This window comes from Rhodanobacter sp. BL-MT-08 (genome assembly GCF_054161255.1).
This window is the reverse complement of record NZ_CP167872.1, coordinates 2,143,581-2,170,315: the sequence shown is the minus strand read 5'-3', so window position 1 is coordinate 2,170,315 and position 26,735 is coordinate 2,143,581. Positions and strand designations below refer to the sequence as shown.

The window sequence follows — 26,735 nt, the reverse complement described above, 5'->3', positions numbered from 1 at the left end:
TACTGGGAGATCCCAGTTGAATTCTTCAGCTCGTTCAGTCAATTTGTGTGCGGCCATCCCTCCGTTCGTTCGGCCGGACAATTTCTCCCAACAATCAAACGGAAGGCTTTGGACATCCTCAAGATACTCGTGAGATAGTTTTTCCGGGAGCTATAGCAGCTAGGTACTTTTGAAGTTCGATAAGGGGCATACAGCCGTCTCTAATGAGCGAAAAATATCTAATGGGAAATAACGAGTGTTCACACGACTAAAGGACATATTTTACTGCTCCCACTCCAACCCAGACCCCGGGCGTGAAAATCGATAAGGGTGCCGCTGTAGCTAACCCAGTATCGGCGCATGTGTCGGCCTGTGGGTAGCAGCGTTCCATGCGGAAGAAGGGGATGACGTCACATTGGTTAATAACCATCTTCAGGAATCGGCAACATGGTGTTCAGACGGTAAGGAAGCTCCGGCATCTGCGATCACCAAAGGGCACCACTCGGTGAGGCTGATGCGGATTGCATAGTGCCCAAAGAAAAAATGGTTCTTGAGAAAAGCTCTGTGTACGGAATCACGTCGACGTCAAAGCAGATGCACAAACCGCTCAATACCAGGGCTTTGCGGGCGATCTCTACATTTTAGGTCGCTCTTCCTTGAGTAAGTATCTCGTCATTTCATTTGACTATTGGGATTCTTTCAGCAACTTGTTGCAAAGGGCTTGTACTCAAGTCGAAGCCGTTCGACAAATGATCATCCAGCTCCTAGGGGTGTTCCGAATCGGGTCACCCGCGGGCTTAAGTGGACCGGCAGAATTCGACCCATTTCAGCCTGTCACTAACGGCCGCTTTGGGTCGCTCATTAGCGGTCGGTCGTTACAGGCTGATTCTAGGGGCGTCGAGTTCAACGGCGATTGCGTCTCCTTGAGTCTGCATCTCAACCTCAGCGCAAACGGTGATGCAGGGCGGACGCTGTTTCTTCGCGGCTGGCTTCGCGTTCGTAAGTCCTAACCATGCCCATGAGTAGGTTTGAGGAGAGAAACGGATGTGAGATCTGCAGCGCCTTGCTCCACGCTCGATACTTATCCGCCAATTCCCGCTCCTGGTCACCGCCTTTAGCTCGCCAGTGAACACCTCGCGAGTTGTACAGGCCCGTGTGCGCGCCGCGCATCACGTCCTCAAGTTGCAGTTCCTCCATGACATCGCGGACAGGCTCGCAGGGCCAGACTCCGTCCGCTCCAATAGGAGCGTTTGCCAAGAGCCCGCCTATGGACACATCGGCTACTTTCGCCCGATCGAGTTCTGCAGCCATTTTTCGAACCGCCGCGATCCACTTCGCAAGTCGTAGTGCATCCAGGTTGCCCAGATCATCATGGCCAGGGATTCGATGGATTGCCTCCAGCAGATGATGGCCGCGTTTCGCCATCTCTCTCACTTGATCAGGTGCGACCCGGAACGGTTCGGGATCAGCTTGCTTGTCTCCTCGCCGGTAAGCCCAGACAAGAGCGTGCACGTACATTTCCGGATTGGCCTCGACATGCCGCTCCAGGTTGGGGATGCCATAACCCATGTCTCGACCCCCAAGCTTTCTGAGGACTTCCATATAGGTGAATTCCAGGGATGCCATCTGATCGACAGTGAATCGCCCGCTTGAATCAAGGCGCTTGAAGGCCTCTTCAATATGGTAGGAATCGAGCTGATACTCGCCCGGCTTATCGTTTCCGTCTTTGGCGATCGCCGACATCAGGCTGAAGAGCAGTTCCAGATCGAGAATTTTCAGGTCGTACTTGACGCTGAAAAATCCCGCGCGCGGGCGACGAGCGTCGAGCAGCCTGGCGACTCCTTCTTCTTTTTCATCTGCCTCACCTCGCATAAGGTCCGGCCGGACTTCTTCCCAGTACTTCCTCGCAGCTTCCTCGCCGAGACCGTCTATCAGCTTCCATGTGCTTCTGATAAAAGGTGCCAGCGTCAGCAGCCATGCCCTTTCAATTTCGGGGCGGGCGGCGGAAACAGCCTCAATCACCTTCTCGCGGCTCCCGTCTTCTGCAATTGCATGCAGCGTGCCGCCAATTAAGCTGCTATATGACCCGGTCTCCTGCGCACCATGAACCACGGCATCGAACGCTGCCGTCAGGAGCGATTCCAGGTACTCAATTTCTATCGCATCGGGAGCCAGCGCCCCGACGATCCATGGCGCGCGGCCGCGACTCGCAAGCTCCAGCAAACCCGCAGCGCCCACACCCCCATAAACCTCTCGCAGGGCGTTCACGCGCAGAGCGCCAATTCTCTTCTCGCGCTCCTGATAGTCGACCTTTTCGATGTCCTCCAATTCATCGGCGGACTCGTCGACCCAGTGATCCTTGAACAGCCATAGATGCTTGTTCACGACTCCGGCAGGCTCAAGCGCCTGGAAAGCAGCTTTGGCCGCGGTTATCAGCGTCTTGTCAATTCCCTTTCTCTTGCCCCGCAGAGCTGCGCGCCTCGATAGCGCAGACGTGCGGACTTTTTCGCGCATCCTGGCTTTGTCCGAGTCGCTCGCCGTTCCGTCTCCCCAGGCTGCGACCAAATCCCATGCCCGGACTTGGTGCTCCGGCGACAAGAAGTGCATGCGTTCTACGAGATCAGAAAGCGTCTCGAGTGAGTGCTCCTTCCATGAAAGTGCGAGTTCCACCATCTCGCGCTGAAAAGCATGAATGGGCTCCCACGTGGCGAGCGTCTCCCCAAACCCATAACCATCGGAGCGCCATCGAGGCTTGTGACTGTAATGTCCGGATTGGAGATCCCCGAACTGATCCATGCAGATCTTCCAGCCAATACGAGGGAACTTCCGCGCCAACATCTTCATCACGGCGACGCGTGTGCTGAGGTCCGCCTCGGTTTGCGGCATCCACGCGCGAAAGATCGACTCCAAGGAATTGATCGGCTTGTTGGACCAGTTGTCGTTGATTTCAACGCTAGCGAGCCGTGCAAGCACCAGGGCGGTTCGCGGCAGCAGGTCCGGATTCCATGCCAACCCTTCTAAGGCCCACAGCAACCCGGTCCGGACCGGGCTGCTGAAGAAGTCGCCACCTACCGGTCTCATCAACCCGAGGGACGCCGGCGAGCCGGTCCGGAGATCGCGTTCGATGATTCCCAGGAATTCCTCCGGCGCCGCTTCTGCGTAAAGTGGCAAGTCGCGATCATTCGCTTCGAGGGCGCGTGTCGTAAGCGGGTCGGGGAGCAGTTCGCGCACTACCATCGCCGCTTCCAGCTCAGGGTCCGCCCCAAGACGATGCTTGAAGAGTTGAGGGCCTTGCACTGCGAGCATGACCAGCGTCTCCGAGATGCTTTCGCGGAAGGTGCCGGAGAACTGGCGCGTTTTACCGTACATGGAAGCTGCCCAACGCTCGCCGTCTTCGAGGTCAAGGGATGGGTCGTCTTCGCCCAAGACTCGCCGCGCCACGCGGAAAAAGGCCTTCAGGTCGTCTTGGGTTACGACACCGGCGATCGCGTGCAGCAGGTCAAGCTTGGAGACAACACCGCGAAACGTGCCTATGGACCAAACGGGCGTATCGTCCAGCAAGACCAAACCTTGGCAATCTTTTTCTAGTTCCTCGTAACTCTTGCCGCCAGCGACAAGTGACAGGGCACTCTTGTCCGACTCATTGGTGCTATCCCACGCGCCGACGAGCAGGAAAGGAACCAGCTTTCCTGCCAACTGAGGATCACCCGCCCACCGCGGCACTCTAACGGCAGGCACCGTTGACAGCCGACGTCGCAGCACTGTCAGCGAACGACCTGAGTCTGACGAGAGCCTACCGATTTCGTCGCGGCTCTTGCCCATTGCTTCCAATGCGGCGCCGAATGTCTCGTGGCTTGCGGGTTCGAGAACCACATCGGGCTTCCCCGGGGCAGCATTCCGAGGATAGATCGCGATTGTGTGCAGATTTTTGGCATGGGGAGCGAACTCCCGCTCCACATCACGCGAGTGAGTGACCGCAATGAACGCCTGCGCGGCGGCGACCAAGCCAGGAAAGACTCCTGGCTTGTCAAAGACCAAGACACGGTCACGGAGGGCCTGGAGTTCCTCGCTGCCGGTCAGCAGCTGTGCGAGGAATGCCAGTGCCTCTTCGTGCGAGTCTGCCGCCAGCAAAATAGGACCTTCGCTAGGCTTGGAGAGGCGCGCCAGGATTGTTCGCTTGCTCGCCTCGATCGCGGACTTGAACAGCATTCCGGACAAAGGCGGCGACGCTGCATTAGCCCAATCCGCCCAGCAACTGTCGAGCGTGCGGACATCCCGCGACGGTCGATTAGTTTCGTTGGCAAACCAGGCTTGACCTTGTAGGGACTGTTCGAGCCATTGTTCCAGATCGCTGGCGTCGTAGACCAGAACGTCTTTCCACCGCTCAAGCTTCTTCTTTTCCTTTCGCCACGCATCCTTTGCCGTCCAGCGGCGTGGAGAAACGAACACGAAGGTCATCTCGGCGCGCTCCTTTGCCTCGATTCCATCGACGCTCTTGTCGAAGTCATTATTTGCCTTGCGCTTCACATCCTCGTCGGTTCCGAATTCCCAGGCTGACCGTCCGCTCGGAACCCACGGGGCACCTTCATTCGCTTCCACCTCACCATCACAGCCCTTCCGCTGTGAGTCGTCATTGCCCGGAAAATCGACCTTCGAAAGGCCCCTTCCAGTGGAATGCACCAGTGTTCGAAGTAGCACGGCCAATCGAGCGCGTGCTTGGAGGTTGTCCGTTACCCAGACTTCGATGTCGTTGGCCTTGATCTGCAGGAAGGGGGGCACGTAAGCCGTAATGTTGGCGGGAGCGCCGCGACTTCTTGCTTGGGCCGCGTCAAAGCGCGCCTGCATTTCCATCAGGTCGGCCCTGGGCACTTGGAAAGCCTTCTCCAGACGCGAGGCCATCTCCGGTGAAAGGGAGGCATTGCCGTTGAGGAGGTTTGAAAGCGCAGGGCGCCCCACCCCCATTAGCTTGGCGGCCTTGGTAACCGACATGCCGAGCGGAATCACTTCGGCCCGAATGCGGCTTCCCGGGTGGGGCGTGTCATCTTGGGGTGCCATGGCTGCCTCCTCGGGTTGTTGAGGTAGCGTATCGTGTGACGCTACACAATACAAGTGACATCGCGCTTGCCGAAACCTCCGCTTGCGCAGCTGTCGTGCCTGGCCGCACAGCGAGATCTCACGGTCGAGGTGGCGACGCAGAACGCCGCACAGCGCGCAATCGCTCGTTTCCGGAAGTTGCGGAAGGTCGGAATGTTCGATTGTTCTCCGGTGTTGGAGCACGTTAGGCCGCCGGCTCTTGATCCATGACCTTCTGAATGTGGCCGGGCGCAAGCCGCTTGAAGGTGGTTGGTTATCATCGTCGCATCAGTGCGACAACAACCTTCGGACGTTCCAGCTATGAAACGAGAGAAATACGCGCAGCGGAAGCAGCATTTCGTCCCGGCCTGTTACCTGAAAGCCTGGTTGGATCCTGTGGCGCCGAAGACGGCCACGAATAATCCGTACGTTTGGTTGTTCGACAAAAACGGCGAAAATCCCAGGCCCAAGTCACCGGAGAAGATCTTCCGTGAGACGGAGATGTACACGCTGACGGAGGCTGATGGGGGCCGTGACCTTCGGCTAGAGAAAGGACTGGGAACGATCGAGTCCAACTTCACGACGGTGCGCAACAGAACATTCAATTTCAAACGCCCACTCACCGATGACGACTGGATGTGGATCTGTTTGTTCGCTGCAACGGCCCACCTCCGTACGAAATCGAGCCGCGACCACTGGCTTCATCAAATGGAGGACGTCAAGGCGATGTTCCAGCAGATGGCTGGCCCCGGCTGGGAAACGCGAACGGTTGAGTCCGTGCTTCCTGCCCACGTTGACCGTTCGAGGGTCTACGTTCCTCAACCAGGGGATTTCGACAACTTGAAAGAGGACTCGACAAGAATCCTGATCGAATCAGGGGTAAAGGTCATTCTTCCGGTGCTGCTTGGCATGAACAAGACGGTGCTTTGCACGAATGACCAGCTTGGGTTCCTGACAACCGATGCCCCATCGACCTGGTACGACCAAACCGCATACAGGAAGCATCCATACGAGCGAGCTCCGGGTCTGGAGAACCCTGATATCGAGATCACGTTGCCGATCTCCCCAAGCCAATGCCTGCTTTTCACGCATCGACCTGTCGGCCCGCTCTACTGCGAGGTCTCCCCAGACACCGTTGATGCCTTTAATCACCGGCATGCCGGGCATGCTCCGACCACGATTGTGGCGCGGAGAAAAGAGACGCGGGCGCTATGGTTTCAGGTAGTCGAGGCGCCTGCTGATTCATGGGACGTGCTTCATCCCGACCCTGCCGAACGGAAGCGGTGGACCAGTCCCAGCTGTCCATATGAGTTGCGTGACATTCTGGACCGAGAGAGCTGATCAGAGGCGCTTGTCGGTTGTGTGGGCCGCAGCAGTATGCTCGGCAGCCCATTGAGGCCACAGTCGAACGCAGCTCCATCTCTTACAAGCTTGCGTCCCGCTTTGCAGCAACGGGTTCTACCCCGTTAACGCATACACTTCCAACAGAGCCGACGACCGACAGAGCGTCGGGGCTTGTGCAGCCTGCTGACGTCCCAAAATCGCGATAATTCCGTTCGGTCGATGGGTGGTCAGTCAATCACTACCATCACGCTGCCGTAAGAGTGTTTTTCAACAGAATCGGCCGAAAGCTGCTGTACGATTCACTAAGTCGGCGATGTTGCGCAAAATTGGCACGGATCGCCATACAAGTTCATTGCAAGACTGCGGGACGGATCGTCACGGCTAATGCGCTCATTCGCATGGAAGCATGCTTCGATCACATTCTCCCCAGACTTCCAATGCTTGAGAAACGTTGGTGCCCATTCGACCGCCACCATGGCCTCCATAGGCCAAGGAGAAGCGATCACCGTAGCGCAACCGGCGTCGAGCAGCTGCTTTGCAAGTCCGCTCGTCGTGTTTGCGCTTGGCACTTTGTCTGAGCGTCCGCCGCTACACACAAAGAGCACGACCACTCGCGCATTTCGTAGTGCCAGAGCAAGTGATTCTGCAGGAATCTTGAGCGTTCCCTCGTCATTTAGCGTATGAAAATAGCGGCCATCTGGTGAGACTTGGCCGTGCGCGGCAACGAAGACCAAATCGGCGCCCGCCAAGGATGCTGGCGGCTGGTCTCCGGTATCAAGCTGGACATCTTGCTCCGCAAACGTGTTCTTAAGATTGGCGATGAGGACGTTCAGTGTCTTTCCTTGGTCACCCGCCGCCGAAATCCACGCGTGCAACCGACGGCTGCTAGAGGCTGGGCGCCTAAACGACTCAGCAAGCCATGCGAGCGAAGGCGCTGCTCCAACGGCGCGTGTTTGGCCGAGGAATTGGAACCCCGTCCGGATTAGGTTGCAGGGCAAAGATTGAAGGTCCGTATCGAAGACCATTAAAACAGCGTGCTGCGGGAAGGGTGCCCACTCGCAGCCTTCGAGCGTATCAATCATTAGCTCGTACTTGCGAAAAATCGCTTGCGTAGCCGTGGGTTCGTTGCAATAGTCGAATGGGTAAGACTTGGACCACGCTTGGAAGAAGGCATGATTGAAGCCGACTTCATCGACAACCGCGATGCCTCCGTCATGACATCGGAGAGACAAGAGCTCTCCGCGATTGTTGAAAGCAGCCATAACCAACGCGACATTTCGCGCGCGAAGGTGCGCGATGACCTCCAGCATTTCTTGGTTTGATGTGAAGCGGCGAGGAGGACGCGGTCGTTCGGTCCACCCAGGCATAGCAATACCACTATCGGCCAACAAGTCGAACGGCAAGATGAGGGCCTGCGCGTCGATTTTTTTTAAGTGGCGCGTCAACAGGTCCCTAGCGGGCACGATGAGGTGTTGTGCGTCAGATGCCGCGTCGGTGGCATAGCGTGCTTCGTTGTCCATGCAATAAAGCCCCCACAGCGCGGCTACCGGATCATCGCTATCAGTGAGTGTCTGAACGAATAGCTTGGACGACAGATGCTCTCCTGTCAGTTCCTCAAGGGTCGCTCGCGCGGAGGCTGGTAATGTGACGCTGAAGGTTTCGCACAGATGTATGAGTTGACTCAATAGAACGACTGACTGAGTCGCTTCTTCGCCGCGTTTCAACGCCTCGAACGCTGATTTGCAAGCTCGCTCAACAAGCGCCGGCAGCGCGGGCCCATTTGAAGCTGGACTTGACAGGATCTTAGCGTGTTCGATTGTCAGCCTGAGATGATCTTGATGGTGGCGCATCCGATCGTATGCGCCGGTTGCACGGAGCGCATCATCTGCTGAATCCAGCGCATCAATGGCATAGTCATATAGCTTGCAGTCCCTCAGCAGGCGAACCCACACATTAATCTCGTTCCATCCCGTCATGGGCTCTTGGCCACGACGCCCCGCCACTGCGCATGCGAAGGCAACCAGGCAAGTGTATCGATCATTGAGGCGGCTATAGATGTCAGCCATAGCAAACCAAGCTGACTGGGCCTGTGTTGGAGAGTTCTTGCTTTGAATCAGTATCTCCTCGCAGAGGTCCCTAGCTTGCTGAGGGTGATGCGCAATCGCCAAACGCGTGGCCGCTGTTCGGAATAGGGACACGACGCAATCTGGCTTGCTTGCGAGCGGTGCCACTGCCGTACCCAATAGGAGCCAATGTTTCCAGAGTTCAATGTCATCAGCCGAGTCAAGTGGCAAGTGGCTATGGCTCATGATTGTGGCGATCGCTCCTAAAACTGCATCAGGCTCGATTGGAATGAGATCGCGTGGCAGTACGGTCCGCCCAGGTACACATGGTGCTCGTGCACCGAGCCATCGCGTAGCTGCTTCAAGAAATCCACTGGTCTCTAATTCTTGGGCAGAAGCACCGTCGGGAAGAATGTCCGGTCCTAAAGCAAGCGAGCCTTTGGCCAGATTAAGTGCAACCGTCAAAATAATAGGTAGCCCCAGGTCGCCACTGCGATTTACGGATAAAAGCTTTACTAATCGGTGGCGCAAGATGCCACGTTCGGGACGTGTCGCCAGATAGCTGATGATGCCCTTCACGAGTTTCTCAACGTCTTGAGCATGTTTCGTGAAATCTATCGATCCCCGGCGTAGGAGAAGCGCATCAAATACGGCCAATAACGCAAGCGCTTCCTGATCCCCCGGCGCCTCCACGAGCCCTATTGCAACACTAAGGGCTTGCTCTACGTGGCTTTTGCCGAGGAGAAATCGAACAACAATCGTTGGTATTGGGGTTCCTGCGTGTTGCTCGCATACAGTCCTCACGGCATTGAAATCGGGCGGATCATTGTCGACAAGCATGTATTGCAGGCTAAATAACGCTTCGCGCAGGTGGGTAGCGTCTGAGGGCAGGGTCACTGCTGCAGTCAGAAATTCGCCCCTCACCATCGCACGTCGCCAGCACAGACGTTGGACTAGTGGCGATGAAGGGTATTCAGCAACGATGCGCGACTCGAAATCTCTCTCGATTTCAAAGGCGCCAATGCGCTCAGCTATTCGCGAGGCTAGCAGGAGAGATGATTCAGCCAAGGACTCTTGCGCAATTGCCTTGAGATAGGCCAAGGCATCCATATCTGCCCCGGCGTCGGCGCACACATGTGCGAGGCGCACTAGGGCTTCCGGGTCAGGATCCTCGGGAAGGACGAGCGCCTTTATTGCTTCGAGCGCAGGTATCGGCAATCCAGCGGCATGCAACATCTGGATGCGAAGGAAGGGTACGTCAGCCTGGTCCGGAATCGGCAACGTGTCCAAGTGAGCTAATGCCGCCCCGACCTCTCCATTAGCGAGCATCCGATCGCACATGGCCAACCCTGCTTGCACCTCAGCTTCCCAATTGCTATAGCGTCTGTACTCTTCCAAAGCGATCTCTTTGCCGGCCCGTGTTCAAACAGCACAGTAGCTCAAGTGGGAAGAGCAGGAGAAGTAAGAGAGACTCGGGGCGACGCGATGGCTGCGCGGCCCCAGAGCACGTATTTGGAATCTCGCTGACAGCGCCATTGGTTATCAGCAGGTTCTGAGCTCAATGCGCAGCGACCTCACGCTGGTGCTCATGCGAGGCACCGATCCATGTTATCGCAATACCAGCTGACAGGTAAGTTGCGAACGTCCGCCATTGGCAAGTCGGCGGCCGTTAGTTGACGGCCCTTGCCGACGATCGCTGCGCGACCCTTTTCAACCATTGCGAACGGCCGCTTTACGGCAGGCATCTTTGGTACCTGACCGTCGCTTCTTGGCCGACAGCGGCCATCGGTCGTTGAACTGCGTGCACAGGTGCCGTTTGCAAACCCAACCGACACGGTAGCTGGAGGACGCCAAGACCCGTGCCCTCTCCCTCTGCAACGCAGGTAGAGTCCCAAGCAACGATCGTCTTACGCGTTTTCATCGACACTACTTACATCAGACCTCTACTTGCCATGCTCACGCACTCGGCGCCCACTACGACGTGATCCAGTATCTGAACTCCGACAAGTTCCAACGCATTACGGATCTCTTTGGTGATCACTCGATCCGCGGCACTGGGCTCCGCGACGCCGCTCGGATGGTTGTGCGCCAAAATAGCTGCACTAGCGTTAATAGCGAGCGCGGCTCTGACGACCTCTCTCGGGTAGACGCTCGCACCGTTGATTGTCCCCGTGAACAATTTCTGGCAGTCCAGAATCCGATGCCGGTTATCGAGCCACATGATGTGGAATTCCTCATGTAAGAGTGCCCCTAAGCGCATACGAAGATAGTCGAAAGCATTCCCCGGATTGTCGATGCTGCCTTGGCGTTGCAGCCTTCTTATCAGAATACCTTCCGCCGCGGCGAGTACGTCTTGCTCACTGGTTTCGCTGCCGAGTTTGTAACGAACATAAGCGATCGTCTTGTTGAGGTGCATATACATCTTCCTTATGAGTTGGCGGCATAAAAAAGCCCGGCCGAGGCCGGGCTACGCTTATTGGCTTTTGAAGAGGCATGGTTTGAAAACTTGAGGCGGGCGGCATGCAGACCCGTTGTGAGCAATGCAGTTCGACCCGAGAGAACAGGCTTTGAAGCTCAGACTTACTAGGAGAGGCTACTTACTGCACTAGTGACATTGCCGCTTCCCATGCTTTCCTTTTGAGATCCGCGCCCTGCCCGAACCAGGCAGCGTCAAGTCTGTGATCATCACTCCTCGCACGGCGATGGTGATCCACGAACTCCGTCACGCTGTTCACAAGCCCCCACGCGGTGTTCGCCGACGAACTGAAGCTGGAGCCCATGCCACGACCGGCGAAGAGCTCGTGTACCACTTTCATGGCCCTGTCGTTGATGACGGCATTTCCACGATCTGCCGCTGGTGCCGCGGGATACGTCAGTACCCGCTGTAAGAACACCTCGGTGGTCTTGGCATTAACTCGGCGCTCCGACATGGCCTTCATCTGCATCATGAATTCATCCCACGATGCCACCGCCACACCAAGTTGCCGCTTTACTGCTTGAGCATCGAACTGGCTTCTATGAGGCACCTTAATAGCTCCGGCATTCTTGCTTAGTGCCACCGCCAGCGTGTTCTGGCAGACAACCCTTACCGATGTGAACTGAGCCGTCGTCGCCAAGGTACCGTCACATGCGGTGGCGAGAAGGAGATATCCATCGACTTGGTCCTGCCCTTTGAGGACAACGCTCTGGCCTGTTCGCGCTAGTGCCCAGAACTTCCTGCCCTCCTTCAAAACACCGGCCGTCTCTAACTCGAATCCGCCAATCTCGATCAGGTCCCGGTAGAACTCGAGAATCTCCGATGGCTGGACGACCTGATAACGGTCCGAGACGATCGCCAGTGGCGCCCTCGTGTCAGAGCGATAAAGCACTTTCTGTCCCGAAAATACTTGGCGCTGCACTGAACCCGATCCCGTATCGAATTGCACATCGGATGCCTCAATACGCCAGTTCATTCCAGCGTGCTCCGCCCAAACCTCGATGGGCTGCTGTGTCCCTAACCGCTGACCTAATCCGTGCCAAGGCACTTTGTTCACGTACGCCATCGTTTCGACGAGATGCATAGGAAACTCCTAGTAAAGGCATAAAAAAGAGCCCGGCTTTCGGCCAGGCTCCTGTAGATAAAACGAAGAAGAGGAAACTGAAGCTGCGTTACTAGACGCAGTTACCTCCGACGAAACCAGCAAGGCTATACGGACGGCAACCTGCCCTGTCCTGCACTGAAGACATGGCCGCAGGACTGACACACCAGATTGTTAGGCAATGAATGGTCGATGGCCGCGCCGACCGCCGACCCGGCAGCACAACCGGCTGCGCCTCCAAGCAATCCGCCAACCACCACGCCGGCAATGAGGGCTACGGGAATGCCCAACAGATGAGTCGACTCAGCAAAGTCTCCACTGTCCAGTGCGGTTGAAACACCCTGTACGGCGCCTGCAATGCCGCCTAAGGCGGTGGCAGCCTGTTGACCATGACGTGTAGCAGTCAAGCCCGGCCCGCCGCACTGAGGGCACGAGAATGTCATACAGACACCGAACCCTGCAAAGGATGCAGCAGACCACTCAAATAGACGGCTATTTTTTTACACGCTGTAAGCAGGACCGGCGAACGTGACTCAAATTCTTCCGCGATAGATATTTTCATCATGATTAAGACCTCACAAACAATGATTAAAGACACTGACGTCAGCACCTAGTAAGAGCCATCTGGTATGGCACTCATCAAAAGTTATATAGGTCTGAAGAAAATTGGGATCGAGTGGAAGACGTTTAACAACACTCTCGTTTAACAAATAATCGAGATGGACGTCTATTCAATCCGGATACGCAGCCGTCGATTTGATCAATTGGGTTGACATGGCGCCCTGTCAGCTTCTGTGCATACACATCTGACTAAAAAAGCAACAGGGTATTCATTGGAAACCCGAACATCATTTGGGTCAGGCGAAAATCAGAACGATGTCGCAGTAATTAAACATGAAGTACATAGCAGACCGAGCGACTCGAACAGCATCGCCTGCGGAAGTGTCTGGAATGTCCACTATCCAACTTATAAAAGCTGCCGTGCGTTCCTACGAAAGCAAAGCCGCCTGACTTTATATGCTTTGAGTCGCCAAACTGGGCATCATTTCGCAAGCGAGAGGAGATGGCCGGTTGGGCTTGGAGGCAACGTGCCGAAAAGTAAGGTCGCTAAACGCTGGGAATGTTGCTGCGGCGGTGACCCCATCCCCAAATTCGCAGCACATTAAAGTAGAGATATCGGCGGTTGGTGAGTATTGCAAAAGGTCTTCGCGAACTGCGCTGGCGGGATATCTGCTAGAAACGAGTGCGGGTGAAAATCATTATAGTCAGCCCTCCAAGATTCAATCTTTTCCTTGGCATCTCGGGCGTGTTCGCTCTGGGTCAAAAGCAGCGTCGAAGACCGAAGAGGCGATTTCGTCAACGCTTCGTGTTGCCCAAAGCCCTTCCTGATGGAGAGCGCACCCCAAGAATTCCCGGTTAAAGGCGTATGTCGGACAGCTCAGAACTATGAAGTATTGACGCAAACAGCCTGCTACGCGTAGCCTGATGTCGCCAGTTCCGCTGGCAGGCCAGCTAAGGTCTCGAGAGGCGGGAAGCCTACTTATGCAAAAGCGCCGCAGTCCCCCGATTGCGTAATGCCGACCCCTGTTCGGCCTTTTGTTATAGGTATTCATCGCTATGGACACGAAGACCAATGTTCCTGCCTCCCTGCGTCTCGACGAAGAAGCTTCGTTTTTTTTATCCGTCGTCCTCGCCTGGTATGAGGCTTTCCCCTCCGCGTTGCGCAAGCACACGCGACTCCAGTTTGAACGCTTGCACTACTCTGTTCGGTCTGGAGAAATCTCAGCATATGGCTTACTGAGCGCCGCTTACATCGGCTTCGCGCCGCTGCCAACCAGTTACGGCCGTTTCATAAGCCATGCAAATCGCACCAACAAGCTGGAACCGCATGCGCAATCCGCGGCATTTCGGAAAAACGCTGTTGCTCGCGAAAACAGTGCGGCCGGCGAGTTGGGATTTAGCCGCAATGAGCTGAAACGTCTGCTCGTGCGCGTCGACGAGCTAGCCGAGCACTTCATCGGCATCGCGAATTACGAAAAGACCTTCGGCTGTAAGGACCTGATTCTCAAGGATCCGAGCCGCTTCGCACCACCAGACCGCGAAACCTTCGCCGAAGGGCCTCTCTATGTCTGGGATTTCGCCAAAGCCGTGAATGAGCACCAGCTCGCCGGCATGCACTTCGGCACCTTCGATGGCTGGGTCCTGTTCGTCCACCTGGAGGATGGTGTTGTCGCCGGACATGCGATCCATCCGGTCGCCCTCCGCCACGGCGACATGTTTGACAATCCGTTCGGCGACGAGATGTTGTACCGAAAGGAAAAGGGCTTCCCTACTGACTGCATCGAAGTTCCCGACGAAGTGAGCATGGCGGTCGAGGAGCTGGCAAATCGGCACTTTCCCGGCAACTCGATCAGGCTTGTACCGCCACCGATGATTCATGATGGTCTGGTCACGCCCTCCAGGAGCGGGCAGACCGTCCTCCGCCGTCTGTTGACGGAGGACTAAATCATGGATGCTTCGCAGAAGAATGCCCCCTGCGCAGGGGCATCGTCATCGTTCGTGCCGTTCGGAATGCTTTCGGAAGAGGAGCAGATCGCTCAGCTCATCAAGCTCTTCAACCTCCCCCCCGTGCTGGACAAGTCCGAAGTACTCTGGGTGACCCGTGACACCAAGCACGACTTCTACGCATGGCAGGACGAGAGCAACGCTGCTTTCGACCCATCCTATCCCAAGGAGATTGGTGGCCGGCGCTCGCAGAGAGCGCCAAGACGCTATTGGACGGTAGAAATCCTGCGTTGGATGGTTCGCCGTGCAAGCCGGGCGAATAAGGGGGAGCAGCTACAGTGAATACTTCCTCCCAGTGCCCCGGGATCCCCTCGCACGGTGCAGAGCGCTCCGCTGTCCCGGAATCGCGATCCGAGATACCAACCCCCTGCATTCGGCAAAGCGTTCCAACCGCAGCAGGCGAGCCACCGACAATCGAGCGGCATACCCGTGACCCTCACGGCATCCGTGATGGCGCCCCCCTGGCTTTCGCATCGTACAGGGTAGCTATCGAGTGCTACCCGAGGCTTCTGAACCGCACACTGGACGAGGCGGCAGTGCTCCAGCGCCTACGGAAGCTGGCGCCCCGGTCGGCTTTTGAGATCGACTACGTCGCCCGCCAAGTATTTAAGCTCATCAACCCACGCGGCCATGGTGCCAACAGGGCACGCTTCAGCCATGAGACGTTGGGCTGGTTTCGGCAGACGTATCCCGAAGACGCCCATTTGACCGCTGGCATGAGCTTGCTCCTCTGCGCAGCGAAATGGTGGACCTCCGAACAGGGGCACCGCTCAATCCAACCTCGCTTGAATCCGTTGACCACTTCGGACTTGGATATGAAACTGAGGTCGTTCGGGTTCATGTCCGGGGAGCGGCAAGCCATCTGCCGGCTGCTCCGACCTTATCCGCCGCGGAGGTAGGCCTCAAAACGACAACAACCGCACTCAAGGAAAGCCGCTCGCTCACGCGAGCGGCTTTTTTTTGCTCTAGTCACGCTCTCCTCGAGCGCTTCACTGTCAAACGGTCTGCAGCCTTCCGTCCGAGCAAGATGCTTTCGGCAAGCAAGGTGTCGTTCCCGAACTTTCGAGGTGCCCCACGCTGGACCTCACCCTGTGGCCGCTTTGGCGGCTGGCCTTTGCGCATGTTCTTGCCGAATGCTTCGGGAAGAAGAAAGTCCCCATCGGTTTTGGTGAGGTATTTGATCGCTTCAAGGACTCCCCGCAGCATCGACTCATCCGCGTAATGAACAAGGCCAATCGCGTTGTAGAGATATTCATCCTTACGAAGATAGCAATTGAAACCCGAGGCGAACTGCGGTGACCCGACACACTCATGGACCCAGTACATCTTGATTGTCTCGGTAAGCTTATACGATTGAAAATGCTTGTCACCATCGAGAATCACCATCAGGTGCAGATGGATACCTCGGTCGTACCCGTGCTCGCGTTTGATGATGTAACCGAGAACGTCGGAGACAATGCGGTCTTCTCGAAGATTTCGGATGAACTTCTCTACCGCCTGCTCGATCTTGCCCTCCTCTGCTGCCTTCTTCGCCTCGGCCTCGACGTAGAGGTCCGCTCGTAGCACCAACGGACGCGCATGTGTCCGAAGGATGGACATGAAGTAGTTACAGCAGCTCGCGAAGTTTTCGCTCTCCCGGCGCTCCAGTTGCGCGATACGTTGTTTAAACTTTTTTGAACGACACACGCGCCTGATGACTTTCACCACGTGCGTCAGCGCACGTCGAGGGTACTCTTCACCCACGAGCAACTCAGAGCTCGTGTTCGTGAAAAACCGCAACCTAGGTTCCCATTTCCGTGCCAGGTGCACTCCGAGCCTGAGGTAGGGATGCATCTCTTTTTCCCGGCCCCAAGCCTTCGGCGCATAACCGATACCGCGGATAGCGTGCCACAGCAGCCGCGATTCCTGAGCCATCGTGTACCGCACCGCGTTGGCGTTATTCCACTGCTTACACGGTGGAGTCTTGCTCTGGGCAACTCCTTTAATCGCCGACCTCAAGTTACGCATATAATCCGTTGCCCGCTTATTTTCTCCCACTTCGTAACCGTATTTCTGATCGCCTCGATCGTCGTACCATTCGTGCGGGATCAAGATACCGGATGAAACTAAGTTGTGGAAGCGCTCGCCAACGATGAGATCGTTACTAGTCCTACTCGATACCATTTTTTCATCCGACATATAGAACTTCATTGAATTAATCTCGTGACTAAATAATGTCTTTAACCATTATTTCATTTATTACTTTTTGATCGAACTACTACTATCAGATGTCACATAATTATCACGAAGGAATATCTAGTACATCTTGAATATAGATATAGACTTCGATCCGGAATTAAATCCATTCAAATTTATGCAAATTTCCACTCGCACACTTACAGCCATGCGGGCGCTCAAGGCCGTCTCACATCTCGGATCCATGTTGAGATAACGCGAGAGACTTCACTAAATAAGATAGATCTACCCTCCACGAACCCAGACTTCGCAGATATGCCGAATGACCATCAATCGCCATGAACTGGCATTTACGACGAGGCAAATAAATACCACGCAACTCCAACCAGAGTTCCGATTGTTATCTTGACTTTGGTTAGCAGCCGATGATGCGTCGTGAGGGCACATCCATATACGTCAACGACTTCCGGTGACTTTGAGCCGTACTCAAAGTCAGCATCCATCGGAACTCTGCCGTGTGGCGCCTTGGCCAGGCGAGACGCCACTGCCCACTACGTGAAGAAGAAATATTTTTCTTTTGTAATCTGAAAAAACCAGAGTACATCAAACGTTTGCGGCAACAGATCACCAAAAAAAATACAAAAATACCCATGATTGGCTGCGTCACGCCGCGCTGCCCCTGTCCTTTCAACCTGACTTCGACCTCACGCAACTATTTAGTGTGTAAACATTTTTGGCATAAACGCCGTCACGTCGAAGCCAAACTGACGATTTTTGGTCAGCAGAAAATGAACCCGCCATGGCAAGCTCTCCAGCATGCAGGAACCAAACCATTGGTAACGCATTAGAGGCGCCTGATGGTCCTGCGCGCCACGCATTTCTCCAATCGCATAGCGAGACGCGTACGGCGTTGCGCTTGGTGACATTCCTCTTCCGGGAGAACACAAGTGGTCGTGAATACATTCAGCCCGTGGAACAACCTGCTTCGGTGCTTGCCGCCCAGAATCGCGTCAGCCATCCTGGAAGTTCATCACAAAACCGGCGCGCCGATCGAGATAGTCATTCTTGTTGCGTTATCCGCAATGTCTACTGCCATCCACGGCATGGCCATCCGTACGCCCGACAGCCGCTGGATGCCAGCTTCGCTGTATTGCATTGGGATCGGTCCACCCGTCTGTGCAAAGTCCGCGGCGATGTCAGAGTTCTACAGAGCGATTCGAAATTTCGATTCCAATCTCGCCGGGCGGCGCGTATCCAACGACGAGTGGCGGGATCACCCCGCCTTTCGTGACGTTTTGCAGGTAGATGCCACTTGGGCTTCGCTGCTCGAAGCACTGGATGGCAGGGCCAACGGTCTGACGATCGCGGACGACGACTGTTTTGACCTGTTGAAAAGCGATGTCATGAAGAGGCGCGGCAAACTCAACCGCGTTTATGATGGATCGGTGAAGGAGTCGCTGATCCGGAGGGACCACGAACCGCTCGTGGCCTATTACCCCTCAGTCGGAATTTGCTGCTTGACGCAACCGGAAATCTACGTCGATCACCTGATCGACACTCGTTTCACCGACCGGAAGTCTGGCCTGGCTTCCAGATTTCTTTACGCCCATACCCTGGAAGGTCGATCGCCGGAGCTACCGAACCTGCCGACGCCGAGTCTCAACGAGATCCACACGCTGGCCACCTGGTTTCTGGAGCAGCGGCTTCAGCGCCTGCTCGCTGGAAACAACGACCGTATGGAGTTGTGCCTGTCACCCGAAGCCCAGTCTCGTTGGGCGCAGATCAAGCAGAGCATCGACCTGCGCATGACGGGTGATTTCCACTATGTCCAAGACTCGGCCGGCCGTGCAACGGAGAAGACGTGGCGGATCGCGGCCATCTTGCACTGCTTCCACTCCGTGCCTATCCCTGCCTCGCCCACTGAAGCACTCCCACCAATATCCCCGATCACGGCTGAAGCTATCGGTGCCGCCTGGAGTATCGTGGACTGGTCAATGACTCAGTTCTACAAGGTTTTCCCGCCGCCAACGTTCAAACCACCCAAGCCTTCGCGGGTCAAAGAGCGCCAGCTTGAAGAGACGCGTATCGCCAAGAGCCATCTGCACAGCCATTTGTGCCGTAGTAGCAGCGACACCATGCCGTGGAGTCTCGCCCAAGAGCTTTCCTGGTTGAGCGCGCACAAGTTTAAGACGGTCGTCGCGCATATGAAAAGCGGAAAACAGGTCGAGCTGCTCGACGGTAAAGACCCCGTCATCCGCTTTTTGTCTCCCTTCTTTGCTGAAATGGGGTATCTCAAGTCCGTCACATGCGAGACGTCTTCCCTGTAAGCCTCTCCGCGAGGGGATGTATCAGCCCCCCCCTGGCGAACCTCCTCGTGTGTGCCGCAATGATTTGACAGGACCGCAAAGCCATTTCGACGTCATCTGACGCGCCCCAGTCCCTAGTTTGCTGCTGCCGGCTTCACCTTCGCCTCCAGTCAACTAAGTATTCGCGGATCCTAGTCCTGGCGACCAGTGTGGTCGTACCCGCTGGGTGCCAGAGATGTGAGCGGCTGGCGACGCATCAAAAATCATCACTTTTTCCGCAGCCATGGCTTATCGCGTTTCGAAAGACTCTCTCCTTGCGGAAGACTCACTACTCGCATTTCGATGTCATCAACTGGTGCCGTGGTTTTTACTGGCCGAGCTTTCGCCGGGACGACAGACGCTTTTTGGACCTCTTTGCTAATCAGCCATGGCTTATGGCGCTGAGACAATTTCCCCCCGCCTAGAAAGCTCGTTCGTTCGCCAACGCCATCAGCTGTTGGCTGCACTGCGAAGGATTGAGCATCCGCCGACGCAGCAATCAACTTCCGTTCCTTTATGCCCTTTGATGCGAGCTCATTGCGGCCGACCTTGAGCTGATCCAAGTAGTCAGCCCAGCCCTGCATGACATCTCGGCGCTTTTCACGGAACTTGACGCGCGCATAGGCAGCTTCGATCTCGTCCTTTGGGGCATGTGCCAGCTGGGCCTCAAGCACATCCACATCAATGCCGAGACGCTCGCGGCCAAGTGTCCGCAGTGATGCCCGGAAGCCATGGGTGGTGTGCTCGCCCTGAAAGCCCATCTCGCGCAAGGCCTTGCTCAAGGCATCTCGACTGAGGTGTGCCGATTTTTGGCGGGATTGAGGAGGAAAGACGTATTCACTGCCTATGTTCCGCTCGCGCATCTCACCCAAAACGGCAAGTGCCTGACGAGGCAGCGATGTGCTGTAGTCCTGCCCCGTCTTCATGCGATTTGTTCCGTCGGGATTCTTTCCCGGAACGCGCCATTCGGCAGTGTCCAAGTCCATCTCATCCCATCGAGCGCTGGCCACGACGCCCGAGCGCATCGCGGTTAGGGATGCCAAGACCAGCGCGGCGCGCACAACACGGTTTTCATGGGAGTCGATTGCCCGCATGACATCACCCAGCTTGCTGGCGTCGTCAGTGACCGCCGGTATATGGCCGCTGCGATGGGTCGGCAGAATGCGATCCAATCGCAGCCGGCTGTCGTCGGGGCGTAGGCCTTCGTTGATGGCATGCTCTACGATGCTGGCCATGTACTGCCGTGCCTTCCGGGCAAGCTGAGGCGTTTCCCTGGCCATCTCGACCAGCAGAGGGCGGACATCCTTTGTCTCCATTGTGCGAACGTCCAGGTCGCCGATCTTGGGAACGAGATAGGACTCCACTACCAAACGGGCTTTGCGGTAAGTCTCCAACGCCCAAGTGGCACGTTTTTCCGCCATCCATCGCCCCGACACAGCACACAATGTAGCGTGCTCCAAGACAGATCGCTGTTGCGCTACAGCCTCCTGCTCGGCTCCGGCGGCTGCCCTCGCCTCCTGGTGAGCTTTCCGGATACCCGCTGTGATCTTTCCCTGCTTGGCTGCGCGCTGTATCTCGATCGCCGTGATGCGGGCCTGGCTCAAAGACATCTCGGGGTAGTGCCCAATCGTCGCAGGGGCGGCCCTGGAGCCATCCGGGAGGCGGTAGCGCACGCGCCAAGACTTCAGGCCACCTGGCCTCACCCAAAGCACCAGCCCGTTGCCATCGGACATGGAGTAAGGAGTGTCGCCCGGTTTGGCCCGACGAACCTGGAGCTCTGTCAGTGAGACGGCAAGGCGAGGCATGGCTTGGGACCTACTTGGGTACAAACAGTACGATTTGTACCCAACTATATACCCAAAAATCTCGGACAACCTCGGACAGGATCGGACGACCTCGGAAGGTCATGGCACAAAAAACCCCGCAAATCGCGGGGTTATCTGTAATTCTGATCCATCACAAACAGTTCAGGATCAATCATTGGTGCCCAAGAGGGGACTCGAACCCCTACGACTTGCGTCGCTACCACCTCAAGGTAGTGCGTCTACCAGTTCCGCCACCTGGGCAGGTGTGTTACTCAGCTTTGTTGCTTAAGTTTTGTTGCCTAGTGCTTTTTCGTCGCGTCCTTGGCTGGATCTTTTGCCGTCGGTACTTCACCCTGACTGTCTGCCTTCACCGGAGCCGCTGGCTGGGTCGCCGGAGCAGCCGAGGGAACCTCGGAGTTGACGGGCGCCGCTGGCGTGGCCGCAGCCGACGAGGCCTTGCCTGCTCCCGATACCCCCGACATCACGCCCAGGTCGGCAGCTGCGGCGTGCGACTGGCCGTTGGCGTGCAGGTAAATGCCCATGCCGAGGCTCAGCAGAAAGAACAGGGTTGCCAGAACGCCCGTGGCCCGGGTCAAGAACGTTGCCGAGCCGCGTGCGCCGAACACCGTCGCCGACGCGCCGCTGCCGAAACCGGACCCGGCATCGGCACCTGCGCCGTTCTGCAACAGGATCAGAACGATCATGGCAGCCGCGATCAGGATGTAGAACACGCTGAAAATAACGAACATGGTTTCTTTTAGGCCTGTTGCGCTTGATACGCCGCGTGGCAGATACCGAGGAAATCAGCTGCAGCCAGTGAGGCGCCCCCGATCAACCCGCCATCCACGTCCGCTTGCGCGAATAGTTCAGCGGCATTGGCCGCCTTGACGCTACCGCCGTAAAGCAGTCTTGTTAGCCGCGAAATTATAACATCTTCTTTTTCCAATTGGCTACGAATGAAGGCATGCACCTGCTGGGCCAGCTCCGGTGAGGCGGTGCGGCCCGTTCCTATGGCCCAGACCGGCTCGTAGGCGATCACTGCGGTATCGAAGCTGGCGATGCCGTTGAGCTTGAGCACGGCCTGCAGCTGGCGGCCGATCACGGCCTGCGCCTGTCCCGCCTCGTGCTGTTCTAGGGTTTCGCCGACGCAGAGAATCGGCGTCAGCCCGCCGGCGCGGGCGGCGGCGAACTTGCGCGCGACTAGCTCGTCGCTTTCGCCGTGGTAATGACGACGCTCGGAATGACCGACCAGCACCCACTGTGCGCCGACGTCGCGCAGCATGGCCGCCGAAACCTCGCCCGTATATGCGCCCTGCCCTTCGTGCTCGCTGAGATCCTGCGCACCCAGGGCCAGCCCGGCGTCACCCTGCTGCTCGGCCAGCGCGGCAATGTACGGGAAAGGCGGAAAAACAGCCACGTCGATCGACACCGGTTTCGCCGCGACGATCTCGCCAACTAAAGCAGCAGCCATCGAATGGCTGCCGTGCATTTTCCAGTTGCCGGCGACGAGTTTCGTGCGCATGGTTTGCTTCCGCTTCGGTCAAACCGCAAGCTTACCCACGGGAGGAATCATCGGCAAACGCGCTCGTCGATGGCACCCTGCGAGAGATACATACAAAAATGAGCAATTTCCACAGGAACAACCGATGAAACCGTCTCGCCCCGTCAGTCTGATCACCGGCGCCTCGGCCGGCATTGGCGCAGCCTTTGCCCGCGAGCTCGCCTTGCGTGGGCACGATCTGGTACTCACCGCCCGCCGCGCTGATCGTCTCGAAGCGCTGGCGACTGAACTTCGAGACAAGTATCGCTGCGCTGTCACCGTGCTGCCGTGCGATCTTGCCGATCCGGCGACGCCGCAAAAACTGCTGGCTGCGCTGGACGAGCGTGGCATCAAGGTGGACTGGCTGATCAACAACGCCGGCTACGGCGTGCCCGGCGCGCTGGTGGACAGCCCGTGGGAAACGCACGCCGATTCGCTGCAGGTGCTGCTGACAGCGCCGACCGAACTATCCCGCCGCCTGCTGCCTGGCATGCGCGAGCGCGGTTACGGCCGCATCATCAACGTGGCGTCGCTGGCCGGCTTTCTGCCAGGCACCTCCGGCCACACGCTGTATGCCGCGACGAAGTCCTATCTGACCAAGTTTTCGCAATCCCTGGCGTTGGAGAACAAATCCGCCGGGGTCAACGTCTGCGCGCTGTGTCCGGGTTTTACCCTTTCGGAATTCCACGATGTCACCGGCACGCGCGAGAAGATGAATAAACTGCCCGGTTTCATGTGGCTGAGCGCGGAAGAAGTGGTGCGGCAAGGCATCGATGCGGTGGAGCGCGGCGACGCCGTGCACGTCACCGGCAAACTCAATCGCTTTATCAAGGCCGTGTTCGAACTGGTGCCGGATCGGCTCGCACTGGCGCTATCGGCCAAACAGTCCAAGCGCTATCGCAACGGGCACGACTGAACTCAACTCGCCGACGCGCGCCGCAAACGGATTGTCCTAGATCAGCTTGATCTCGCGCAGTCGCTGCATCAGATACTCGTGCGACGTAATCGATTCGGCGTAGCGGCTCGGGTTGTCCGGCGTAATGCATTCGGGCACCGGATCGAGCACAACGTCCGGATTCGGATGCAGGAAAAAAGGCACCGAGTAACGAGGCTTGCGCGCATTCGCGTTCGGTGGGTTGACCACGCGATGCGAGGTCGACGGATACACGTGGTTGGTCAGCCGCTGCAGCATGTCGCCGATATTCACCACGATCGCGTCGCCTTCGGTGGTGACGGGCAGCCATTTGCCTTCGCTCAGAACTTCGAGCCCTTCGGCGCTGGCGCCAACGAGCAGAGTGATGAAGTTGATGTCCTCGTGCGCGCCGGCGCGCTCGTTCGGGATGTTGTCCTGGGTAATCGGCGGATAGTGGATGGGCCGAAGAATCGAATTGCCCTGGTCGATTTTGTCGTCGAAATAGTGTTCCGGCAGGCCGATATGCAGCGCCAGCGCGTGAAGCACGCGCGCACCCAGCTGATCCAGCGCCTGATAGAGCGCGTAGCCGTGTGGCTTGAAATCCGGCACTTCGGCCGGCCATAGGTTGGGCGGCATGACGTCGGCAAAGGTCGAATCCCGCGCGATCTCGCGGCCGATATGCCAGAACTCTTTCAGGTCGGCGTGTTTGCTGTCCTTTGCGGTTTCGATCTTGTATGGCGTATAGCCTCGCGCACCGCCGCTGCCGGGCACGTGATACTTCATCTTGGTATCGGCCGGCAACGCAAAGAATCGCTTGAAGGCCTCGTACGCGTTGTCGATCAGCTCGCGCTCGATGCCGTGACCGCTGATGCAGCAAAAGCCGAACTCGCGATAGGCCGCACCCAGTTCGGCCACGAAGGCATCGCGGTCGGTGTCGTAGCGGCGAATGTCGAGCGTGGGAACCTGCTTCATGAGACGTTTGCGAGATAGGTTTGGGCCGCCGATTTTACGACGTCGGCCAGCTGCTCGGCCAACGCACGCACTTCGATGGCGTCCTCCGCTTCCACGGTCACACGCACCAGGGGTTCGGTGCCGGAAGCGCGCAGCACCACGCGACCGCGGCCTCTCAGCGCTTCTTCCACTTGCGCCAGCGCCTGCTGCACCGCTGTTCCCGCCATCGCTTCGCGTGCGCCTTGGGTGCGAACGTTGAGCATGATTTGCGGCATTTTGTGCAGGCCCTTCCGCGCGGATGCCAGATCCTCGCCCGACAGCGCAAGCGCCTCGAGTACGGCCAGTGCCGCCACGATGCCGTCACCCGTGGTGGCGCGATCGAGGCAAAGAATATGGCCCGATGTTTCGCCACCAAGCAGGCCACCGCGTTCGCGCAGCAGCTGCATCACGTAACGATCGCCCACGTTGGCGCGGACCAGCGGCACGTCGATCCGGGCCAACGCCTGCTCCAGACCGAAATTGCTCATCAAAGTGCCGACCACCGGACCTTTCAACAAACCGCGCGCGTGCAGGCTGTTCGCAAGCACATAGAGAATGTCGTCGCCATCGGCCAGAGCGCCTTGGCGATCGACCAGCACCAGCCGGTCACCATCGCCGTCGAAGGCCATGCCCATGTCCGCCGCATGCGCGAGCACGGCCTGCTGCACCGCCTGCGGATGCGTGGAGCCGAACTGCCTGTTGATATTGAAACCATCCGGCTTGTCACCGATGACAATGACCTCGGCACCCATTTCGCTGAACACCTTAGGCGCCACCTGGTAGGTCGCGCCGTGCGCACAATCGAGGACCAGCTTGACGCCTCGCAGGCTGAAGTCCTCCGGCACCGTGGCCTTGCAGAACTCGGCGTAGCGCGCCACCGCGTCGTCGATGCGCCGGGCCTTGCCCAGGCGCTCGGAATCGACGGTGACAAAGTCCGCATCGACCTCCTGCTCGATCGCCAGCTCCACGGCATCGGAAAGCTTCTCGCCGTGGGCCGAGAAAAATTTGATGCCGTTATCGTGATGCGCGTTGTGCGAGGCGCTGATCACGATGCCGGCGCTGGCGCGCAGCGAGCGGGTGAGGAACGCGACGGCCGGCGTGGGCATCGGGCCAAGCAGGCCCACGTCGGCGCCGGCTGCGACCAGGCCGGCCTCCAGCGCGGATTCGAACATGTAGCCGGAGACACGCGTGTCCTTGCCGATCAGCACCCTGGGCCGATCCCTGCCCTCGCGCACCAAAACCGCGCCCATCGCGCGCCCCAGCCGCAGCATGAAGTCCGCGCTGATCGGCCAGTGACCGACCGGGCCGCGGATACCGTCCGTGCCGAAATACTTGCGCTGATTCATCGTGTCGCCCTGTTCAACGGCATTCAAAGACCCGGCAGCATAGCGCCGCGCCGGTCTCGCCGCTCAGTCGTCGTCCGGCCAGCGTGGCGTGGCGGTCTTTTCACTGCGCTTGGGCACGGCATCGATCGCATGCACGCCACGCCACACCGCAAGCGCGTCGACGGTCGCCGCCACGTCGTGCACGCGCACCAGGCGCGCGCCGCGCTGGGCGGCGATCAACGCCGCTGCCGCTGATCCCGCCGCGCGCTCGGCTGGCACGGTCTTGCCAGTAAGCGTGCCGATCATGCCCTTGCGCGACAGGCCGACATACACGCCGCTGCCCAGATTACTGAAACGTTCGAGCGCGCTGAGCAGGGCCAAGTTATGTTCCAGCGTCTTGCCGAAGCCGAAACCCGGGTCGACCAGGATCTTTTTCTTGTCGATACCCGCCAGCTCGCAGGAAAACAGCTGATCGGTGAGGAAGCGATGCACCTCGGCGACGACGTCATCGTACTGTGGATCGGCCTGCATGCTGCCCGGCTCGCCCTGCATATGCATCAGGCACACCGGCACGCCCAAGTCGGCCGCGGCGCGGCGCGCACCGTCGCGGCGCAGCGCGTAAACGTCGTTGATCATCCCCGCGCCTGCGGCCACGGCGGCGCGCATCACCTCGGGCTTGGAGGTGTCGATGGCAATCGGCAACGCGATGCGTGCGATCAGCTGTTCGATCACCGGCAGCACACGACGCAGCTCTTCCTCGACGGATACCTCGGTGGCGCCAGGCCGGGTGGATTCACCGCCGACATCGAGCATGTCGGCACCTTCGTCCGCCATGCGCAGGCCCTGCGCTACGGCCGCTTCGATCTGACCGTGCAGACCGTCGGCGGAAAACGAATCCGGCGTCACGTTGATGATGCCTACCACGCGTGGACGGTCCAGCCGCAGCGGGCGACCGGCGCAATCGAGCACGGTGGCGAAAGCGTCCAAAGAGAATGGATCAGCAGAAAATGCATTAGCCGACATGTTCGTTACCTCGCCCT

The 26,735-nt window shown here is 57.7% G+C and carries 18 protein-coding genes and 1 tRNA gene; 6 read left to right on the top strand and 13 right to left on the bottom strand.

Going from position 1 to position 26,735, the window contains the following annotated elements:
* Positions 1-921 precede the first annotated feature (921 nt).
* Positions 922-5,034 (bottom strand): HigA family addiction module antitoxin, encoded by a 4,113-nt coding sequence (locus tag ACDK93_RS09560; protein ID WP_458068255.1) that lies wholly within the window; start codon positions 5,032-5,034, stop codon positions 922-924.
* Between the two features lie 339 nt (positions 5,035-5,373).
* On the opposite strand from ACDK93_RS09560, the gene ACDK93_RS09555 reads away from it, so the two are divergent.
* Positions 5,374-6,393 (top strand): DUF4238 domain-containing protein, encoded by a 1,020-nt coding sequence (locus tag ACDK93_RS09555; RefSeq protein ID WP_458068254.1) that lies wholly within the window; start codon positions 5,374-5,376, stop codon positions 6,391-6,393.
* Between the two features lie 305 nt (positions 6,394-6,698).
* On the opposite strand, the gene ACDK93_RS09550 is transcribed toward ACDK93_RS09555, so the two are convergent.
* The 4 genes from ACDK93_RS09550 to ACDK93_RS09535 form a co-directional block, all read right to left on the bottom strand.
* Complete coding sequence (locus ACDK93_RS09550; RefSeq protein ID WP_458068253.1) at positions 6,699-9,695, bottom strand: CHAT domain-containing protein; 2,997 nt, start codon at positions 9,693-9,695, stop codon at positions 6,699-6,701.
* Positions 9,696-10,389: 694 nt separating this feature from the next.
* Positions 10,390-10,875, bottom strand: a complete 486-nt coding sequence (locus ACDK93_RS09545; protein ID WP_458068252.1) for a JAB domain-containing protein — start codon at positions 10,873-10,875, stop codon at positions 10,390-10,392.
* Positions 10,876-11,056: 181 nt separating this feature from the next.
* Positions 11,057-12,019, bottom strand: a complete 963-nt coding sequence (locus tag ACDK93_RS09540; RefSeq protein WP_458068251.1) for a DUF932 domain-containing protein — start codon at positions 12,017-12,019, stop codon at positions 11,057-11,059.
* A 1,180-nt stretch (positions 12,020-13,199) separates the two neighbouring features.
* Positions 13,200-13,397: an integrase core domain-containing protein gene (locus tag ACDK93_RS09535; RefSeq protein ID WP_458068250.1), complete on the bottom strand. Its 198-nt coding sequence runs from the start codon at positions 13,395-13,397 to the stop codon at positions 13,200-13,202.
* Between the two features lie 257 nt (positions 13,398-13,654).
* Here ACDK93_RS09535 and ACDK93_RS09530 point away from each other — a divergent pair, with 257 nt between their 5' ends.
* Together ACDK93_RS09530 and ACDK93_RS09525 are read left to right on the top strand one after the other, a co-directional pair.
* Entirely contained in the window at positions 13,655-14,542 is an 888-nt protein-coding gene (locus tag ACDK93_RS09530; RefSeq protein WP_458068249.1) for a hypothetical protein, read from the top strand.
* 3 nt (positions 14,543-14,545) lie between these two features.
* The gene (locus tag ACDK93_RS09525) at positions 14,546-14,884 is read left to right on the top strand and encodes a hypothetical protein (protein WP_458068248.1); all 339 of its coding nucleotides are present in this window, start codon (positions 14,546-14,548) and stop codon (positions 14,882-14,884) included.
* A gap of 687 nt (positions 14,885-15,571) precedes the next feature.
* Here the strand turns inward: ACDK93_RS09525 and ACDK93_RS09520 are convergent.
* The gene (locus ACDK93_RS09520; RefSeq protein WP_458068247.1) at positions 15,572-16,792 is read right to left on the bottom strand and encodes a hypothetical protein; all 1,221 of its coding nucleotides are present in this window, start codon (positions 16,790-16,792) and stop codon (positions 15,572-15,574) included.
* A 500-nt stretch (positions 16,793-17,292) separates the two neighbouring features.
* Between ACDK93_RS09520 and ACDK93_RS09515 the strand changes: the two genes are divergently transcribed.
* Together ACDK93_RS09515 and ACDK93_RS09510 are read left to right on the top strand one after the other, a co-directional pair.
* Positions 17,293-17,625 (top strand): hypothetical protein, encoded by a 333-nt coding sequence (locus ACDK93_RS09515; protein WP_458068246.1) that lies wholly within the window; start codon positions 17,293-17,295, stop codon positions 17,623-17,625.
* A 105-nt stretch (positions 17,626-17,730) separates the two neighbouring features.
* Positions 17,731-19,104 (top strand): DUF3987 domain-containing protein, encoded by a 1,374-nt coding sequence (locus ACDK93_RS09510; RefSeq protein ID WP_458068245.1) that lies wholly within the window; start codon positions 17,731-17,733, stop codon positions 19,102-19,104.
* A gap of 245 nt (positions 19,105-19,349) precedes the next feature.
* Here ACDK93_RS09510 and ACDK93_RS09505 read toward each other — a convergent pair whose 3' ends face one another.
* From ACDK93_RS09505 to tpiA, 4 genes are all read right to left on the bottom strand, one after another.
* Positions 19,350-20,927 carry a tyrosine-type recombinase/integrase gene (locus tag ACDK93_RS09505; RefSeq protein WP_458068244.1) on the bottom strand — a complete coding sequence of 526 codons (1,578 nt, stop codon included), beginning with the start codon at positions 20,925-20,927 and terminating at the stop codon, positions 19,350-19,352.
* Positions 20,928-21,103: 176 nt separating this feature from the next.
* A tRNA-Leu gene (locus ACDK93_RS09500) sits at positions 21,104-21,188 on the bottom strand.
* A 38-nt stretch (positions 21,189-21,226) separates the two neighbouring features.
* Positions 21,227-21,676 (bottom strand): preprotein translocase subunit SecG, encoded by a 450-nt coding sequence (gene secG / locus ACDK93_RS09495; RefSeq protein WP_458068243.1) that lies wholly within the window; start codon positions 21,674-21,676, stop codon positions 21,227-21,229.
* Positions 21,677-21,684: 8 nt separating this feature from the next.
* The gene (gene tpiA / locus ACDK93_RS09490; protein ID WP_458068242.1) at positions 21,685-22,449 is read right to left on the bottom strand and encodes a triose-phosphate isomerase; all 765 of its coding nucleotides are present in this window, start codon (positions 22,447-22,449) and stop codon (positions 21,685-21,687) included.
* Between the two features lie 124 nt (positions 22,450-22,573).
* Between tpiA and ACDK93_RS09485 the strand changes: the two genes are divergently transcribed.
* Positions 22,574-23,383 (top strand): SDR family NAD(P)-dependent oxidoreductase, encoded by an 810-nt coding sequence (locus ACDK93_RS09485; RefSeq protein ID WP_458068241.1) that lies wholly within the window; start codon positions 22,574-22,576, stop codon positions 23,381-23,383.
* Between the two features lie 36 nt (positions 23,384-23,419).
* Here the strand turns inward: ACDK93_RS09485 and ACDK93_RS09480 are convergent, their stop codons facing one another.
* The 3 genes from ACDK93_RS09480 to folP all read right to left on the bottom strand — a co-directional run bounded on the left by ACDK93_RS09480 (position 23,420) and on the right by folP (position 26,718).
* On the bottom strand, positions 23,420-24,352 hold the full coding sequence (locus ACDK93_RS09480) for an isopenicillin N synthase family dioxygenase (protein ID WP_458068240.1): 933 nt from the start codon (positions 24,350-24,352) through the stop codon (positions 23,420-23,422).
* Positions 24,349-25,716 carry a phosphoglucosamine mutase gene (gene glmM, locus ACDK93_RS09475; protein WP_458068239.1) on the bottom strand — a complete coding sequence of 456 codons (1,368 nt, stop codon included), beginning with the start codon at positions 25,714-25,716 and terminating at the stop codon, positions 24,349-24,351. Before glmM ends, ACDK93_RS09480 begins: the two co-directional genes overlap by 4 nt.
* A 63-nt stretch (positions 25,717-25,779) precedes the next feature.
* Complete coding sequence (gene folP / locus ACDK93_RS09470) at positions 25,780-26,718, bottom strand: dihydropteroate synthase (RefSeq protein ID WP_458068238.1); 939 nt, start codon at positions 26,716-26,718, stop codon at positions 25,780-25,782.
* Positions 26,719-26,735 lie beyond the last annotated feature (17 nt).